12 protein-coding genes and 1 tRNA gene are annotated in these 14,035 nt (G+C 75.3%); 6 read left to right on the top strand and 7 right to left on the bottom strand.

Annotated features, from left to right (window positions below):
• Nucleotides 1-10: 10 nt before the first annotated feature.
• The gene (locus OM98_RS00520) at nucleotides 11-484 is read right to left on the bottom strand and encodes a DNA alkylation repair protein (RefSeq protein ID WP_010532601.1); all 474 of its coding nucleotides are present in this window, start codon (nucleotides 482-484) and stop codon (nucleotides 11-13) included.
• Nucleotides 477-1,463, bottom strand: a complete 987-nt coding sequence (locus OM98_RS00515) for an acrylyl-CoA reductase family protein (RefSeq protein WP_010532600.1) — start codon at nucleotides 1,461-1,463, stop codon at nucleotides 477-479. Before OM98_RS00515 ends, OM98_RS00520 begins: the two co-directional genes overlap by 8 nt.
• Nucleotides 1,464-1,592: 129 nt before the next feature.
• On the opposite strand from OM98_RS00515, the gene OM98_RS00510 reads away from it, so the two are divergent.
• Complete coding sequence (locus OM98_RS00510; RefSeq protein ID WP_010532599.1) at nucleotides 1,593-2,693, top strand: Gfo/Idh/MocA family protein; 1,101 nt, start codon at nucleotides 1,593-1,595, stop codon at nucleotides 2,691-2,693.
• A 19-nt stretch (nucleotides 2,694-2,712) separates the two neighbouring features.
• Here the strand turns inward: OM98_RS00510 and OM98_RS00505 are convergent, their stop codons facing one another.
• From OM98_RS00505 to OM98_RS00490, 4 genes are all read right to left on the bottom strand, one after another.
• A complete protein-coding gene (locus tag OM98_RS00505) occupies nucleotides 2,713-3,000 on the bottom strand; it encodes a hypothetical protein (protein WP_010532598.1) in 288 nt (95 codons plus the stop codon).
• A 35-nt stretch (nucleotides 3,001-3,035) separates the two neighbouring features.
• Nucleotides 3,036-4,565 (bottom strand): SulP family inorganic anion transporter, encoded by a 1,530-nt coding sequence (locus OM98_RS00500; RefSeq protein ID WP_010532597.1) that lies wholly within the window; start codon nucleotides 4,563-4,565, stop codon nucleotides 3,036-3,038.
• On the bottom strand, nucleotides 4,490-5,026 hold the full coding sequence (locus OM98_RS14605; protein WP_010532596.1) for a hypothetical protein: 537 nt from the start codon (nucleotides 5,024-5,026) through the stop codon (nucleotides 4,490-4,492). Before OM98_RS14605 ends, OM98_RS00500 begins: the two co-directional genes overlap by 76 nt.
• Nucleotides 5,027-5,311: 285 nt before the next feature.
• Nucleotides 5,312-5,384, bottom strand: a tRNA-Arg gene (locus tag OM98_RS00490).
• An 87-nt stretch (nucleotides 5,385-5,471) separates the two neighbouring features.
• Between OM98_RS00490 and OM98_RS14600 the strand changes: the two genes are divergently transcribed.
• The gene (locus OM98_RS14600; protein ID WP_010532595.1) at nucleotides 5,472-6,926 is read left to right on the top strand and encodes a nitrilase-related carbon-nitrogen hydrolase; all 1,455 of its coding nucleotides are present in this window, start codon (nucleotides 5,472-5,474) and stop codon (nucleotides 6,924-6,926) included.
• 106 nt (nucleotides 6,927-7,032) lie between these two features.
• Nucleotides 7,033-7,614 carry a copper resistance CopC family protein gene (locus OM98_RS00480; RefSeq protein ID WP_010532594.1) on the top strand — a complete coding sequence of 194 codons (582 nt, stop codon included), beginning with the start codon at nucleotides 7,033-7,035 and terminating at the stop codon, nucleotides 7,612-7,614.
• Nucleotides 7,615-7,709: 95 nt separating this feature from the next.
• Here OM98_RS00480 and OM98_RS00475 read toward each other — a convergent pair whose 3' ends face one another.
• On the bottom strand, nucleotides 7,710-7,901 hold the full coding sequence (locus OM98_RS00475) for an antitoxin (protein WP_010532593.1): 192 nt from the start codon (nucleotides 7,899-7,901) through the stop codon (nucleotides 7,710-7,712).
• A 163-nt stretch (nucleotides 7,902-8,064) separates the two neighbouring features.
• Between OM98_RS00475 and OM98_RS00470 the strand changes: the two genes are divergently transcribed.
• From OM98_RS00470 to OM98_RS00460, 3 genes are all read left to right on the top strand, one after another.
• Nucleotides 8,065-8,958, top strand: coding sequence for a DeoR/GlpR family DNA-binding transcription regulator (locus OM98_RS00470; protein ID WP_010532592.1), 894 nt, complete (start codon nucleotides 8,065-8,067; stop codon nucleotides 8,956-8,958).
• 121 nt (nucleotides 8,959-9,079) lie between these two features.
• A complete protein-coding gene (locus tag OM98_RS00465; RefSeq protein ID WP_010532591.1) occupies nucleotides 9,080-13,795 on the top strand; it encodes a hypothetical protein in 4,716 nt (1,571 codons plus the stop codon).
• The gene (locus OM98_RS00460; protein ID WP_010532590.1) at nucleotides 13,792-14,007 is read left to right on the top strand and encodes a hypothetical protein; all 216 of its coding nucleotides are present in this window, start codon (nucleotides 13,792-13,794) and stop codon (nucleotides 14,005-14,007) included. Before OM98_RS00465 ends, OM98_RS00460 begins: the two co-directional genes overlap by 4 nt.
• Nucleotides 14,008-14,035: the final 28 nt, after the last annotated feature.

The raw sequence follows: 14,035 nt of genomic DNA, 5'->3' as shown, positions 1-14,035 counted from the left end.
CGGGGCGGGATCAGCCCTCCTCGCGGCGGCGCACCATCTCCGCGATCCAGGCCGGGGCGAAGGGGGAGGTGCAGCCCGCGGGGGTGGGGTAATCCCGCAGCACGCCGAGGCGCTCGCCGATGGCCAGCGCCCGCTCGCGCAGCTCCGGGACCTCGATGCCGATGGTCGCGAGGGTCTCGTTCATCGCCCACTGCAGGCGCTCCGAGGCGGCGGCCATCTGCGCCTCGATCACGTCCAGCACGGCCGGGACGTCCAGCTCCTCCTCGCCCTTGCGCAGCACATGGCTGGTCAGTGCCCAGCCGGCGCTCGCCACCACCGGGTCCGGATCCGCGATCCATGCGCGGCGCAGCGCCGTGAGGTTCACCGAGTGGGCGTCGCCGTGGCGCTCGTTGACGGCGCGCATCCCCTCGTCCTCCATCCCGGCGAGCTCGGCGCGGATCTCCGCCAGCGTCGGGTCGGTGTCGGTGGGCGCGGTCTCAGGCATGGACGTCGACGACGGTGCGGCCTCGCACGGCGCCCTCGAGGATCACCTCGGCCTCCGCCGGCACCTCGGCCAGGCCGATGCCGCGGGTCATCGCGGCCAGCGCCTCCTGGTCCAGCTCGGCGCCCAGCAGCTCCCAGGCGCGGCGGCGCACGTCCTGCGGGGCATCCACCGAGTTCGCGCCGGTCAGGGTCACCGCCCGCAGGATGAAGGGCAGCACGGTGGTGGGAAGGTCCATGCCCTGCGCGAGGCCGTAGGCCACGGCGATGCCGCCGTAGCGGGTGGCGGCCAGCGCGGCGGCGAGGGTGGAGGAGCCGACCCCGTCGACCACCGCGGCCCAGCGCTGCGAGGCCAGGGGCGCCTCGGGGCCGTCGGAGAGCTCGGCGCGGTCGATCACCCGGGCGGCGCCGAGGGAGCGCAGGTAGGCGCCCTCGCTGTCGGCGCGGCCGGTGGAGGCCACCACCGTGTAGCCGCGGGTGGCGAGCAGGCTGATCGCGACCGAGCCGACGCCGCCCGCGGCGCCCGTGACCAGCACCTCCCCGTCGCCCGGGGCCAGGCCGTGGTCCTCGATGGCCATCACCGCCAGGGCGGCCGTGAAGCCGGCCGTGCCGATCACGGCGGCCTGCTCCGCGGTCAGCGACTCCGGCACCGGCACCACGGACTCCGCCGCGGCGGTGGTGACCTCGGCGAAGCCGCCCGGCCGGGACTCCCCGGCGCCGGCGCCGTTGAGCACCACCAGGGTGCCGGGGGCCGGCTCCTCGACGCCCTCGCCGGTCGCGATCACGGTGCCGACCGCGTCGATGCCGACGGTCAGCGGATAGGAGCGGACGAAGCCGGGACGGCCCATCACCGTCGCCCCGTCCTTGTAGTTCAGGGAGGAGTAGGCGACGGCGATCTGCACCTCGCCCGGTCCGGGGGTGGGGGCGGGCACCTGGACCAGCTCGGCGGGCCGGCCCTTCTCCTGGGCGACGATGGCGCGCATCGGGACTCCTTCGCAGTGGGGGTGTGGCGGTGGGGGTGTGGCAACGGGGTGAGGGGCATCCAGTCTGCCAGCAGGCTCCCGGACATAGGGTGGACGCCGCCCATCCCCGCCCGCGAAGGAGCCCCCGCCGTGACCAGCACCCCCTCCCGTCCCGCCGACCGTCCGCTGCGCGCCGGGGTGATCGGCCTGGGCTGGGCCGGACAGCAGCACTTGGACGCCTACGCCGCCGATCCCGGGGTGGAGCTGGTGGCGATCGCCGCGATGGAGGAGCACCTGCTGGAGCGCTTCGGCGCGCAGTACGAGGTGCCCGGCCGCCACCGCGACTACCGCGACATGCTCGCCGCCGAGCAGCTCGACGTGGTCTCCGTGGCCACCCCCACCTTCCTGCACGCACCCATCGCCATCGCCGCGCTGGAGGCCGGGGTGGACGTGCTCTGCGAGAAGCCGATGGCCGAGTCCGCCGAGGCCGCCGCCCGCATGGTCGAGGCCGCCGAGCGCACCGGCCGTGTGCTCGAGGTGTCCTTCAACCACCGTCAGCGCGGCGACGTCACCGCGCTCGCCGAGGTCGTCGCCGCCGGCGTGCTGGGCCGCATCTCCTACGCCAAGGCCGCCTGGCTGCGCCGCGAGGGCATTCCGGGCCTGGGCACCTGGTTCACCCAGGCCGAGAAGTCGGGCGGCGGCGCGCTCGCCGACATCGGCGTGCACATGCTGGACATGGCGCTGCACCTGATGGGGGAGCCGTGCGTGCTGAGCGCCTCTGCCAGCACCTTCGCCGAGTTCGGCCCCCGCGGCCGCGGGGGCTCCGGCTTCGGCGTCTCCGAGGTCGCCGCCGATGTGCCCTTCGAGGTGGAGGACCTCGCCACCGCGCTGCTGCGGCTCGAGGACGGACGGGCCCTGGCCCTCGAGGCGAGCTGGGCCCAGTACGTGCCGCACGACCAGTGCATCCTCGAGCTCTACGGCAGCGAGGGCGGCGCCCGGATCACCTTCAACGCGCCCGGGCACGAGGACACCATCGCCGTGTGGACCGATGTGGAGGGCTTCCCCGCCGAGCTGCACCCCGAGGTCGGTCCCGACGGGCGGCACGCCGCCGCCGTCGCGAACTTCCTGGCCGTGGTGCGCGCCGGGGACCCGGCCGGGCACAGCGGCCGCCTGGCCCTGCGCCGGGCGCGGGTGCTGGACGCCTGCTACGCCTCCGCCGAGGAGGGTCGCGAGGTCGCCGTCGCCGACTGAGACGGGGGCGTGGCGGCCCTCAGTCCCGGCGCCGCCGCGCCTCCGCCTCGCGCTCCGCGGCCTCGATGAGGGCGTCCTCGACCTCCTCGGGGCTGCGGTGGCCGCGGCCCCGGGAGAGGCCCATCGCCACCCCGATCGCGAGGCCCAGCAGCACGCCGACGACGACGCCTGCGAGCAGGCTGCCGAAGATCACCATGCCCGTGCCGATGCCCACCGCGGTGCCGATCATGAAGCCGAAGGGCAGCCAGGTGGCGTCGAAGGAGCGGCGCGGCGTGCGCCGCCCGCCCGAGGGGTCCTTCTCGCTCATGGCTGCTCCTGTCGTGTGCGGGTGGGGGACGGGGCTCAGCCCTGGGAGGCGAGGCCGGCCAGGCGCACCCGCATCCTGCGGCTGGCGGCGTTCAGGCCCACGACGTCCACGTGCTTGTCGAGCTGACCGTACCGCTCCGTGACCGCGTCCAGCGCCGCGACGGTGGAGGCGTCCCAGAGGTGGCTGCGGTGCATGTCGATCACCACGTGCCGCGGATCCTCCGCGTAGTGGAACATCGTGTACAGGTCGTTGGAGGAGGCGAAGAACAGCTCGCCCTCCACGGTGTAGCGGGCCGTGGTCAAACCGTCCAGCTCGACGATCTCGCGGTCCACCCGGGCCAGGTGCGCCACCCGGTTCGCGAAGGCGACCATCGCCACCAGCACGCCGAGCACCACGCCGATGGCGAGGTTGTGCGTCCACACGGTCGCGACCACGGTCACCAGCATCACGGTGGTCTCCGCGCGCGGCATCCGCGCCAGCGTGCGGGGCCGGATCGAGTGCCAGTCGAAGGTCGCCCACGACACGAAGATCATCACCGCGACGAGCGCGGCCATCGGGATCAGCGCCACCAGGTCGCCGAGCGCCACCACCAGGATCAGCAGGAACACGCCGGCCAGGAAGGTGGAGATGCGGGTGCGGGCCCCGGATGCCTTCACGTTGATCATGGTCTGGCCGATCATGGCGCAGCCGCCCATGCCGCCGAACAGGCCGGTGACGATGTTCGCGGCGCCCTGCCCCCAGGACTCGCGGGTCTTGTCGGAGCGGGTGTCGGTGATGTCGTCCACCAGCTTCGCCGTCATCAGCGACTCCAGCAGTCCCACGACGGCCATCGCCAGGGCGTAGGGCGCGATGATCTGCAGGGTCTCCAGGGTCAGCGGCACGTCGGGCAGCATCAGGGCGGGCAGCGACTCCGGCAGGGCGCCCTTGTCGCCCACCGTCGGCACCTGCCAGCCCCCGGCGACCACCACGATGGTCAGCACGATGATCGCCACCAGCGGGGCCGGCACGGCGGTGGTGACCTTCGGCAGCAGGAACACGACGGCCAGCGCCGCCGCGGTCAGCGGGTACACCAGCCAGGGCACCCCGATCAGCTCGGGCAGCTGCGAGGTGAAGATGAGGATGGCCAGGGCGTTGACGAAGCCGACCATCACCGAGCGGGGCACGAAGCGCATCAGCCGCGCCGCGCCCACCAGGCCGAGCGCCACCTGGAAGACACCCGCCAGCACCACGGCGGCGATCAGGTGGTCCAGGCCGTGGGAGGCCATCAGCGGCGCGATCACCAGGGCCACCGCGCCGGTCGCGGCGGAGATCATCGCGGGCCGCCCGCCGAGGATCGCCGTGGTCACCGCCATGGTGAAGGAGGCGAACAGGCCCACCCGGGGGTCGACCCCGGCGATCACCGAGAAGGCGATGGCCTCCGGGATCAGCGCGAGCGCCACCACCAGGCCGCCCAGCACCTCGGTCTTCAGCCAGCCGGGCCGACGCAGGGTCAGGGCGACGCGCTGGCGCTCCTGCGGAGTGGGCGCGGCGACGTCGATGGTGGGGGCGGCAGGCACGGGGGACACAGGGTGCTCCTGGGGAGGCCGGGGGAGAGGGGAGCCGGACGGGGAATCGGCGTGCCCACCAGGGTATCCGCGGCCTCCGCGCCCGTCACCGGGACCCCGGCGTGATCCGGGCCTCGCGGCCGGATGCGGCGGGGAGGCCCGGAGACGGCGCCCGGTGTTCGGACCAGGGCGGTGAGGTCCTGCTGGCGCTGCCGGAAGGACCGCAGACGCAGCAGCGGGGCGAGCAGCCGGTTCGAGATGACCGAGCGGATCAGGGTCATCCGGCGGTAGCGCTGCCGGGACTCCTTCTCGGTGGCCGGGGTGAAGCTGACGCGGTTGACCACGCCGATCTTCTGGAAGGCGTCGACCTCGGGGCGCAGCACCCGCTCCCAGGTGCCCAGGGCCGTGTGGAGGTCCTTGGGGTGCTCGGCGACGAGCGTGCCGAGCAGGTCCGCGGCGCCGACCGCGGTGCTCGCCCCCATCCCGGAGTAGAACGTCGGGCACCAGGCGGCGTCACCGAGAAAACCACCACGGGCCCCTGGTGCCAATGGTCCATGCGCACCTGGGCGACCTCGTCGAACTGGAACTCGGCGGTCTGCTCGAACGCCTGCACGGCGGCCTCCATCAGCTCCCCGAGGGGCTCGGGGCCGTAGGCGGCGCGGATGCGGTCGGCCGTCCTCCGCACGGTGGCGCGAAGGCAGGCCGCGGTCACCGATCACGACCCTGCCCGGTGAGATCTCGACCGGGCGGTGATGCGTCCTCAACAGTGCCCCCGGGCAGATTCGAACTGCCGACACCCGCTTTAGGAGAGCGGTGCTCTATCCCCTGAGCTACGGGGGCTGATCGGCTCTCGCCGATGCCCGGCCCGCGTGCGGACCGCGGACATCGTACCGTTCCGGACCGGGGCGGCCGTGGCAGGATCGGGACATGGCCGCCGACGCCCCGCCCCCGGACCGCTCCGCCCTCGCCGCCTCCGAGCAGCGCACCGCCGCGATCGTCCTCGCGGGCGGCACCGCCGCCCGGCTCGGCGGCACCGACAAGACCCGCCTCGAGGTCGCCGGCGCCACCAGCCTGGACCGCGTGCTGCGGGTCGCCCCCGCCGCCCACCGCATCGTCGTCGGCCCCGAGGGCACCGACGGCGTCGAACTGATCGAGCGACACGGCTGCCGTTTCGTGCGGGAGGACCCGCCCCGCTCCGGCCCGCTCGCGGCCGTGGCCCGCGGGGTCGAGGCGCTCCCGGACGCGCTGGTCGAGGACCCCCGGGCCCGCGTGCTGGTCCTCGCCGGGGACATGCCGCTGCTGCGCAGCGAGACCCTCGCCGCCCTGCTGCTCGCCGACCCCGCGGGGGAGCAGGTGGTGGCGCTCGAGGCCCCCGACGGGCACCTGCAGTACCTCTGCGCCGCCTGGCCCCTGCCGCGCCTGCGCGCCGCCCTGGACGCCGTCGCCCACCCCGACGGCGGCTGGGCCGACCTCGGCATGCACCGCCTGTACCGCGCGCTGGGGAAGGGGGAACTGCGGCGGCTGCCCGCCCGCGGCAGCGAGGCCACCGACCTCGACACCCCCGCCGACGTCGAGGCGGTCCGCGAGGCCGCCGGGCCGCGCATCGCCCTCGCCCAGGTCCGTATCACCGGGCACGTCCCCGAGAACCTCGCCACCGTGCGCCGCGCCGTCGAGCAGGCCGCCGCGGCCGGCGCCCGGCTGGTGGTGCTGCCCGAGGCCAGCCTGATCGCCTTCGGCCACGACCTGCGCGAGGCCGCCGAGCGCCATCACGGCGAGCTGGTCGCCCTGCTGGAGGAGCTCGCGCAGCGGCACGGCATCACCGTGGTCGCCGGCTCCTTCACCCCTGCCGACGGGGCCCGGGTGCACAACACCCTCGTCGTGCGCGGGCCCGGCCTCGCCACCGAGTACCGCAAGATCCACCTCTACGACGCCTTCGGCGCCCGCGAGTCCGACACCGTCGCCCCCGGCGAGGACCTGGTGACGATCGACCTCGACGGGACCCGTCTGGGCCTCACGACCTGCTACGACGTCCGCTTCCCCGCCCAGTTCACGGCGCTCGCCCGCCGCGGCGCCCAGGCCGTGCTCCTCCCCCTGGCCTGGGGCGACGGCGAGGGAAAGGTCGAGCAGCTGCGCCTGCTGCTGCGCGCCCGCGCGCTCGACGCCACGGTCGCCGTGCTCGCCGCCGACCAGGCCCCGCCGCCCGCGCACCGTGGCCGCGCCCCCCGCGGCGTCGGCCACAGCGCCGTGATCGGGCCCCTCGGCCAGGTGCGCCAGGAGCTCGGCCGCGAGGAGGGCATGCTGCTGGTCGACCTGGACCTCGCCGAGGTGGCCGCCGCCCGCGCCGCCGTGCCCGTGCTGGAGCACGAGCGACCGCTGCGCTGAGCCCCTTCGCCGCGTCGGCCCCGCCGATGTGAGGGCGCCGACAGCGTCGCGGCGATCCAGTCCGCGACGCCCGGGAGGTCCGGATGCCCCGGCGTAGCCTGGCCGGGTGATCACGCATGCCCCCGGGCGCCTCCGCGCCCTCCCCGCGTCCCTGCTCGCCCTGCTCGCCGCCCTGCTCGTGGCCGCCGTGATGATCCCCGCCCCGGCGCTCGCCCACGACACCCTGGTCTCCGCCGACCCCGAGGACGGCGCGAGCTTCGAGACCTCCCCTGAGGAGGTCACCCTCACCTACTCGGCCGACATCCTCGACGTCGGTCCCGTCGTGCAGATCGCCGACGCCGAGGGTGAGACCGTCGCCGAGCTGACCCCCGAGGTCGACGGGCCCGAGGTCACCGCCGCGATCGAGGACTCCCTGCCCGCCGGCGACTACGCCGTGCAGTGGCGGGTCGTCTCCTCCGACGGTCACCCCATCGAGGGCACCCAGACCTTCACCGTCGAGCAGGATCCCGCCACAGAGGAGACCACCGAGGCCGCGGAGCCGACCGCCTCCGCGAGCGCCGAGGCGAGCCCCGCCGAGGGCGCGGATTCCGGGGACTCCGGGTCCCCGGTGCTGCTGATCGCCATCATCGGCGTGGCCGTGCTGGTCGTCGCCCTCGGCGCCGTGCTTGCGCTGCGCCGCCGGGACTGAGCCCCCGCTCAGAGAGCTTGGTCAGGGACCCCCGGACACGAGGAGACCCCGGCACCGTGACGGTGCCGGGGTCTCCTGCGAATCAGGGGGAGGGCTCAGTTGCCCTCGCCACCACCGGAGCCGAAGCGCTCGCTGGCGGCATCCGCGGCGCCCTGGACCTTCTCGTCCGTGGCGTCGCCGGTGCGCTCCTGGACCTTCTCCGAGGCGGTGTCGATACCCTTGTCGACGGCCTCCGGGTTGTCCGCAGCGGCGTCCTTGGCCTTGTTCAGCGCGTCATCGAAGCCCATGGCGATCATCCTTCCGGTCGGGAAACGCCCCGTGCGGGGCGACGCCGACCAACATAGGCACGAGGCGCCCGTGACTCAAACGTGATCGGGAAAATCCGGCCACAGATGATTGAAGATGAGCGATCTGCGGCAGACCTCCCGGCATCCGCGCAATACTGCATGCGTGAACCTGCGCAGATCCGATGACTCATCCCCCGCCTCGTCTCCTTCCTCACCCGCCGGCGCCACCGAGCCCGGCCGCGACGGTGCGGAGCACGGGACCGCGGGACTGGACAAGTCCGGGCGTTGGGACCACATCCTCACCCTGCTCTCGGAGGCCAAGCGCCTGAGCGTGTCCCAGGTCGCCGCCGACCTCGGCATCAGCGAGTCCACCGTGCGCCGCGACTTCGTGGAGATGGAGCGCGCCCAGCTCGCCCGCCGCACCCACGGCGGCATCGTCGCCGTCGACGTCGCCTACTCCCTGGCCGCCACCCCGCGCGCCACCGACCAGGACGGCACCCAGCGCGAACGGGTCGCCGCGACGGCCTCCGCCCTCATCGAGCCCGGCCAGATCATCGGCTTCAACGGCGGCCGCACCACCACCTCCACCGCCCGCCGCGCCGTCGCCCGCCCCGACGTCGACTCCCGCGACGGCACCCCCGGCCTCACCGTCGTCTGCGCCGCCCTGAACATCGCCATCGAGACCGTGCTGCGCCCCTCCGTGCGCACCGTCGTGCTCGGCGGTGTCGCCGAGCCCTACTCCTTCGAGCTCACCGGGCCGCTGGCCACCGCGACCATGCGCGACCTCTGGCTGGACACCATGTTCGTGGGTACCGTCGGCCTGGACATCGACGCCGGCCTCACCTGCAACTCCGACGCCGAGGCCGGGGTGACCCGCACGATGATCGGCCACGCCCGCCGTGTCGTGGGCCTGGCCACCCCCGACAAGCTCGGCCACCGCGCGCTCGCCGGCATCTGCCCCGTCGCCGCCCTGACCGACCTGGTCATCGCCGGGCCCGTCCCCGAGGAGCTGCGCACCCACCTCGGCGAGACCGGGGTGCGTCTGCACGAGGTGTGATCCCTGTCCGGGACGCCTGCTTCGCCCTGATTGCGAAACCCGGGGCGACCTGCGGTGATTCCCGTCCCGGCCCGGCACGTCGAGGGGGTGCGGGAGGCCGCTCCCGGTAGCCTGGGACACCATGTGGAGTTTCCTGCGCGGTAAGAAGCGCTCCGAGGACACGGCCCCCTCCTCGAGCACCCCGGCCGAGGGGGCGAGCACCGCCTCCGAGGGGCCGGAGCAGCCCGCCGCCGAGCCCGAGCCGCGCCCCGGGACGACGGCCCGCCCCGCGCCCGGGAAGCCCGCCACCGGCGGCGTCGACGTGGTCGTCCAGCGCCGCCTCGACGAGGTCGGCGCCGGCATCGCCCCCGAGCAGGACGAGGACGACCTCCCCGTCCAGCCGCGCGACCACCAGCCCCTCAGCCGCGAGGACGTGGTCGCCGACGCCCTGGACCGCTGGGCGCACCAGATCACCGGCGGCAGCACCGCCCCCTCCTTCCTCACCCAGATGCGCGCGGGCGACACGGTGCTGGACCTCAGCCACTCCCATCCCTCGGGCCTGGCCCAGCTGCTGGCCGGCCGCGGCCCCACCCGGCTCTCCTCCCTGGTGCGCGAGGTCGGCGCCCTCGCCGACGCCCGCGCCCACGCCCGCACCATCCGCGAGGTCGCCGAGCGGCACGCGGAGGAGGTCGGCCTGACCACCTGCCACCTCGGCATCGGCGAGGCCAGCTGGATCCCCGCCGAGGGCGCCGCCCCCGTGCACGCCCCCGTGCTGGTCCGCCCCATCACCCTGCGGCTGCGCGGCAACGCCCGTGAGGACGTCGACCTCGAGATCGACGCCACCGCCGATCTGAACCCCGTGCTGCTGCGCGCCCTCCGCGAGGCCGGGGTCGCCGTCGACGCCCGCGCGCTGCTGGCCACCACCGACTCCACCCACGGCTTCGACCCGAACCCGGTGCTGGACGCCTTCCGCTCCCTCGGGGAGCCGCTGCCCGGCTTCCGCATCACCCACGCCCTCGTCGTCGGCAACCTGATGGACGCCGCCGGCTCCGTCGCCGAGGACCTCGCCGCCGAGCGCGAGGACTGGGCGGGCAGCGACCTGGTCGCCGCCCTGGCCGGGGACCGCGGCGCCCGTGAGGAGCTGCGCACCGCCGCCGCGGCGCCCCGCCCCGAGCTGCCCGCCGAGCAGGAGCTCGTCGCCGCCGTCGACCCCGACCACCAGGCCGTGCTGGCCCAGGTGCTCGCCGGGCAGGACCTCGCCGTGGCCGCCGCCCCCGGCAGCCCCACCCTGGACCTCGTGGTCGACCTCGCCGAGGAGCTCAACGCCCGCGGCAGGAGCGTGCTGGTGCTCTCCCAGCGCCGCCGCCACCTCGCCGAGCTGGTCGAGATCGCCCGCGGCCGCGGCGTCGAGGAGCTCGTCTTCGACCTCTCGCCGGACCCCTCCCTGCAGCGCAACGCCTCCGCCGCGCTGCTGCGCAGCCTCCGACGCGCCGGCAGCCACGGCCTCGGCGCCCAGGACGCCGACCCGGCCGAGCTGGGGGAGATGCGCGAGATCCTCACCGGCCACGTCGAGGCCATGCACCGGGTGCAGCAGCCCTGGGGCGCCTCCGCCCACGACGCGATCTCTGCGCTCGCCGCCCTCACCCGTCGCCGTCCCGCCCCCCGCACCACCGTGCGGCTGCGCGGCGAGGTCGCCACCCAGATGATCGGCGAGGACCGCCTGCGCTACGCCGAGGCACTGCAGGAGGCCGCCGAGCTGGGCGTGCTCAGCACCGGTCCCGAGGAGACCGCCTGGTACGGCGCGCCCATCAGCTCCGACACCCAGGCCCGGCGCGCCGAGGCCCTGATCGGGGAGCTGCGCGAGCTGAGCCTGCCGCGCCTGCGCCGAGCCGCCACCACCACCGGCGAGAGCCTGGGCCTGCAGCCCGCCACCTCCATCCGACGTCTCGCCGAGCGGATCGCCCTGCTGGACCGGGTGGCCGTGGTGCTGGAGACCTTCCAGGGCGCCGTGTTCTCCGCGGACCTGCCGGCCCTGGTCGCCGCGACCGGGGACAAGCGCTGGCGCGAGGAGCACGGGGTGACCCTGAGCTGGGGCCAGCGCCGTCGCCTGCGCCGCGAGGCCGCCGCCCTGCAGCGCCCCGCCGCCCTCGCCCCGGACCTGCACCAGGAGCTCGCCGTCGCCGCCCAGGTGCGGGAGGACTGGCGTCGCGTGGCCGCCTCCGAGACCGCGAGCCCCTCCGTGCCCGGCACCCTGGACACCGCCCGCGGCGCCGTCGCCCAGGCGCAGAAGCTGCTCGACGAGCTGGCCGTGCTGCTGGACGGTACCCCCGCGGGCGCCGACCTGCTCGGCACCGACATCGAGGTGCTGCAGGAGCGCTTCGACGCCCTCCACCGCGACCGTGCGGATCTGGCGACCCTGCCGCGCCGCACCGAGCTGCTGCGCCGCCTGGCCTTCGACGGCCTCGGAGAGCTGGTCGAGGACCTCCGTACCCGCCGCGTGCCCCGCGAGCAGGTCGCCTCCGAGCTGGACCTGGCCTGGTGGCGCAGCGTGCTGGAGCTGATCGCGGGCGCGGAGCCCACCATCTCCCAGTACGACGGCACCTCCCTCTCGCAGGTCGCCGAGCGTTTCCGCCGCCTGGACGCGGCCTCCCTCGCCGCCGCCTCCGCGCGGGTCCACGCCGCTGCCGATGAGGCCCGGGTGGCCACGATGAAGGCCTACCCGGACACCTCCCGCGCCGCCATCGGGGAGCTCGCCCGCTCCTCCACCGTGTCCATCCGGGACCTCGCCGCCAAGTACGAGGACATCCTGTTCCGCGCCCGGCCCACCTGGCTGGCCTCCCCGTACCTGGTGCCGCAGGTGATCCCGCGCGGCCGCCACTTCGACGTGGTGATCGTCGCCGACGGCGGCCGCCTGCCCACCGCCGCGGCCCTGCCCTCGATCGTGCGCGGCGCCCAGACCGTCGTGGTCGGCGACCCCCTCGAGTACGGCGGGGACGCCGCCCCCAGTCTGCTGGACGACATGCTGCGCATCGCCCCCTGGGCCGAGCTGCACCGCGACCCGCAGCCCGCCCGCGACGGCCTGCGCGCCTTCGCCCGCCGCCGCGGCCTGGCCGGGGAGACCGTCGCCGTGCCCAGCCCCGTGCCCGCGGAGGACGACCGCCTGGTGCGCGTCGAGCACGGCACCGGCCCCGTCTCCGAGGCCACCGAGTACGTCGAGTCCACCGAGGCGGAGCTGCGCCGGGTGACCGACCTGGTGATCGAGCACGCCCGCAGCCGCCCCGAGCGCTCCCTCGCGGTGCTCACCGTCACCGCGGAGCACGCCCGCCGGGTGATGGAGCGGGTGATGAACACGGTCTCCGTGATCCCCGCCCTGCGCGGCTTCTTCGACCCCGCCGCGGGGGAGTACTTCACCGTGGTGCCCGCCGCCCACGCCGCCGGGATCGTGCGGGACGACGTGATCGTCTCCCTCGGCTTCGGCAAGACCCCCCACGGTCGGCTGCTGCACCGCTTCGGCCCGCTCTCCGAGGACGGCGGTCGCAAGGCCCTGGCCACCCTCGTCACCCGCGCCCGCGGCCGCACCCTGGTGGTCTCCGCGATCGACGTGGAGGACCTGGACCCCTCCCGGCTGCGCAGCGACGGCGCCCGCGACCTGCGGGCCCTGCTGTGGGTGCTGCGCGGCGGCCGTGACGTCGCCGTGCTCTCCCACGTGGCGGCGCTGACCGGCGCGGCGGGGGAGAGCCCCGCCCCGGCCGAGGAGCCCGCCCGCGAGACCCGGCCGCCGCGCACCGGCGCCGTGCCCGCCGTGGTGCCCGCGCCCCCGGCCGAGGCCGCCCCCGTCTCCCCGGAGCGGGAGGAGCAGGACCTCGACGCCGCCATCGAGGCGGCCCTGGCCCGCAAGACCGCCGAGGCCCGGCAGGCCGAGGAGGAGCACGACGACGCCGGCTCCGTCGACGCGGTGCGGGACGACGTCGTGCAGGACGACGCCGTGCAGGGCGAAGGGGTCGAGACGGAGGACCAGGACGCGCCGACCGAGCCCGGGACCGGTGAGGACTCGTCGGCCGAGGACACGGCCGATGCCGCCGCCGAGCCCCGGGACCCGGGGAGTCCGGAGCAGCCCGCGGAGACCGCTTCCGTGGAGACCCCGGCCGTCGCGGACTCGGATGTTCCCGAGGACCCGGACGGCACCGCGGACCCGTCCGAGGACACCTCCACCGAGGATCCGGCCGCTCCCACCACCCCCGCGCACCAGCCGCGGGAGCTGGAGACCGATGCCCTGGTGCGCGACCTCGCCGACCGGCTCTGGCGCCTCGGCCTGGTCGTCGAGCGCGACTTCGGCCTCACCGAGGACCGCATCGAGCTGGCCCTCGGCCATCCCGACCTGCCCGGCCGCCTGCTGCTGGCCGTGGACACCGACGGCTCCCGCTACGTCGCCACCCCGAGCCAGCGCGAGCGCGACCGGCTGCGCGCCGAGCGCCTCGAGGCCGCCGGCTGGGCCACCGAGCGGGTCTGGTCGTGGGCGCTGTTCATCGACCCCGACGGCGAGGCCGCCCGCATCCGTCGCTCCCTGGACCGGGCCCTGCGCCTGGTCCAGGCCGAGGAGTCCGGCAGCTCCCCGCAGGGCGTGGCCACCATCCGCCACCGCCTGCCCCGTCCGCAGGTGCCCGCCGGCCACCCGCTGTCCTTCTACTCCAGCGAGGACTTCGACGCGGTCGTCGAGTACGTCTGCTCCGACGGTCGCGCCCGCCTCGAGGAGCACCTGGCCACCGAGGTGCGGGCCTTCCTCGGCTTCGAGCAGCGCTCCGTGCTGCTGGACGTCTCCGTCTCCAGCGCGATCCGCCGCTTCCAGGAGCGCCAGTGAGCACCGGGGCGCCCGGCGGGCGGGTGGTGATCTCCTCGATGACCGGGAAGCCGATCGCCTGGGACGCCCCCGCCGAGCGCCCCGCCGCCGCGCCCCGCGAGGAGGGCAAGATCCTGCCCGACCGGGTGGCGGAGGACGCCCCCGAGCCGGGCAGCGACGAGTCAAACGACGCGCGGCTGGCCGGGGACGTGCCGCCCCACTGGGGTCGCTGAGCACGTCACCTGGTGGGCACCGCTCCCG

It is taken from the genome of Brachybacterium squillarum M-6-3 (assembly GCF_000225825.1).
Taxonomy (GTDB): Bacteria; Actinomycetota; Actinomycetes; order Actinomycetales; family Dermabacteraceae; genus Brachybacterium; species Brachybacterium squillarum.
Note: the sequence above shows the minus strand (reverse complement) of the source record. Positions and strands in the feature narration are given on the sequence as shown.

Bases quoted from the DNA above. Each gene is read 5' to 3' on its own strand.
- OM98_RS00520 (WP_010532601.1), bottom strand. From the start codon at position 484: ATGCCTGAGACCGCGCCCACCGACACCGACCCGACGCTGGCGGAGATC.
- OM98_RS00515 (WP_010532600.1), bottom strand. From the start codon at position 1,463: ATGCGCGCCATCGTCGCCCAGGAGAAGGGCCGGCCCGCCGAGCTGGTC.
- OM98_RS00505 (WP_010532598.1), bottom strand. From the start codon at position 3,000: ATGAGCGAGAAGGACCCCTCGGGCGGGCGGCGCACGCCGCGCCGCTCC.
- OM98_RS14605 (WP_010532596.1), bottom strand. From the start codon at position 5,026: ATGGGGGCGAGCACCGCGGTCGGCGCCGCGGACCTGCTCGGCACGCTC.
- OM98_RS14600 (WP_010532595.1), top strand. From the start codon at position 5,472: ATGGCCGCCGACGCCCCGCCCCCGGACCGCTCCGCCCTCGCCGCCTCC.
- OM98_RS00475 (WP_010532593.1), bottom strand. From the start codon at position 7,901: ATGGGCTTCGATGACGCGCTGAACAAGGCCAAGGACGCCGCTGCGGAC.
- OM98_RS00465 (WP_010532591.1), top strand. From the start codon at position 9,080: ATGTGGAGTTTCCTGCGCGGTAAGAAGCGCTCCGAGGACACGGCCCCC.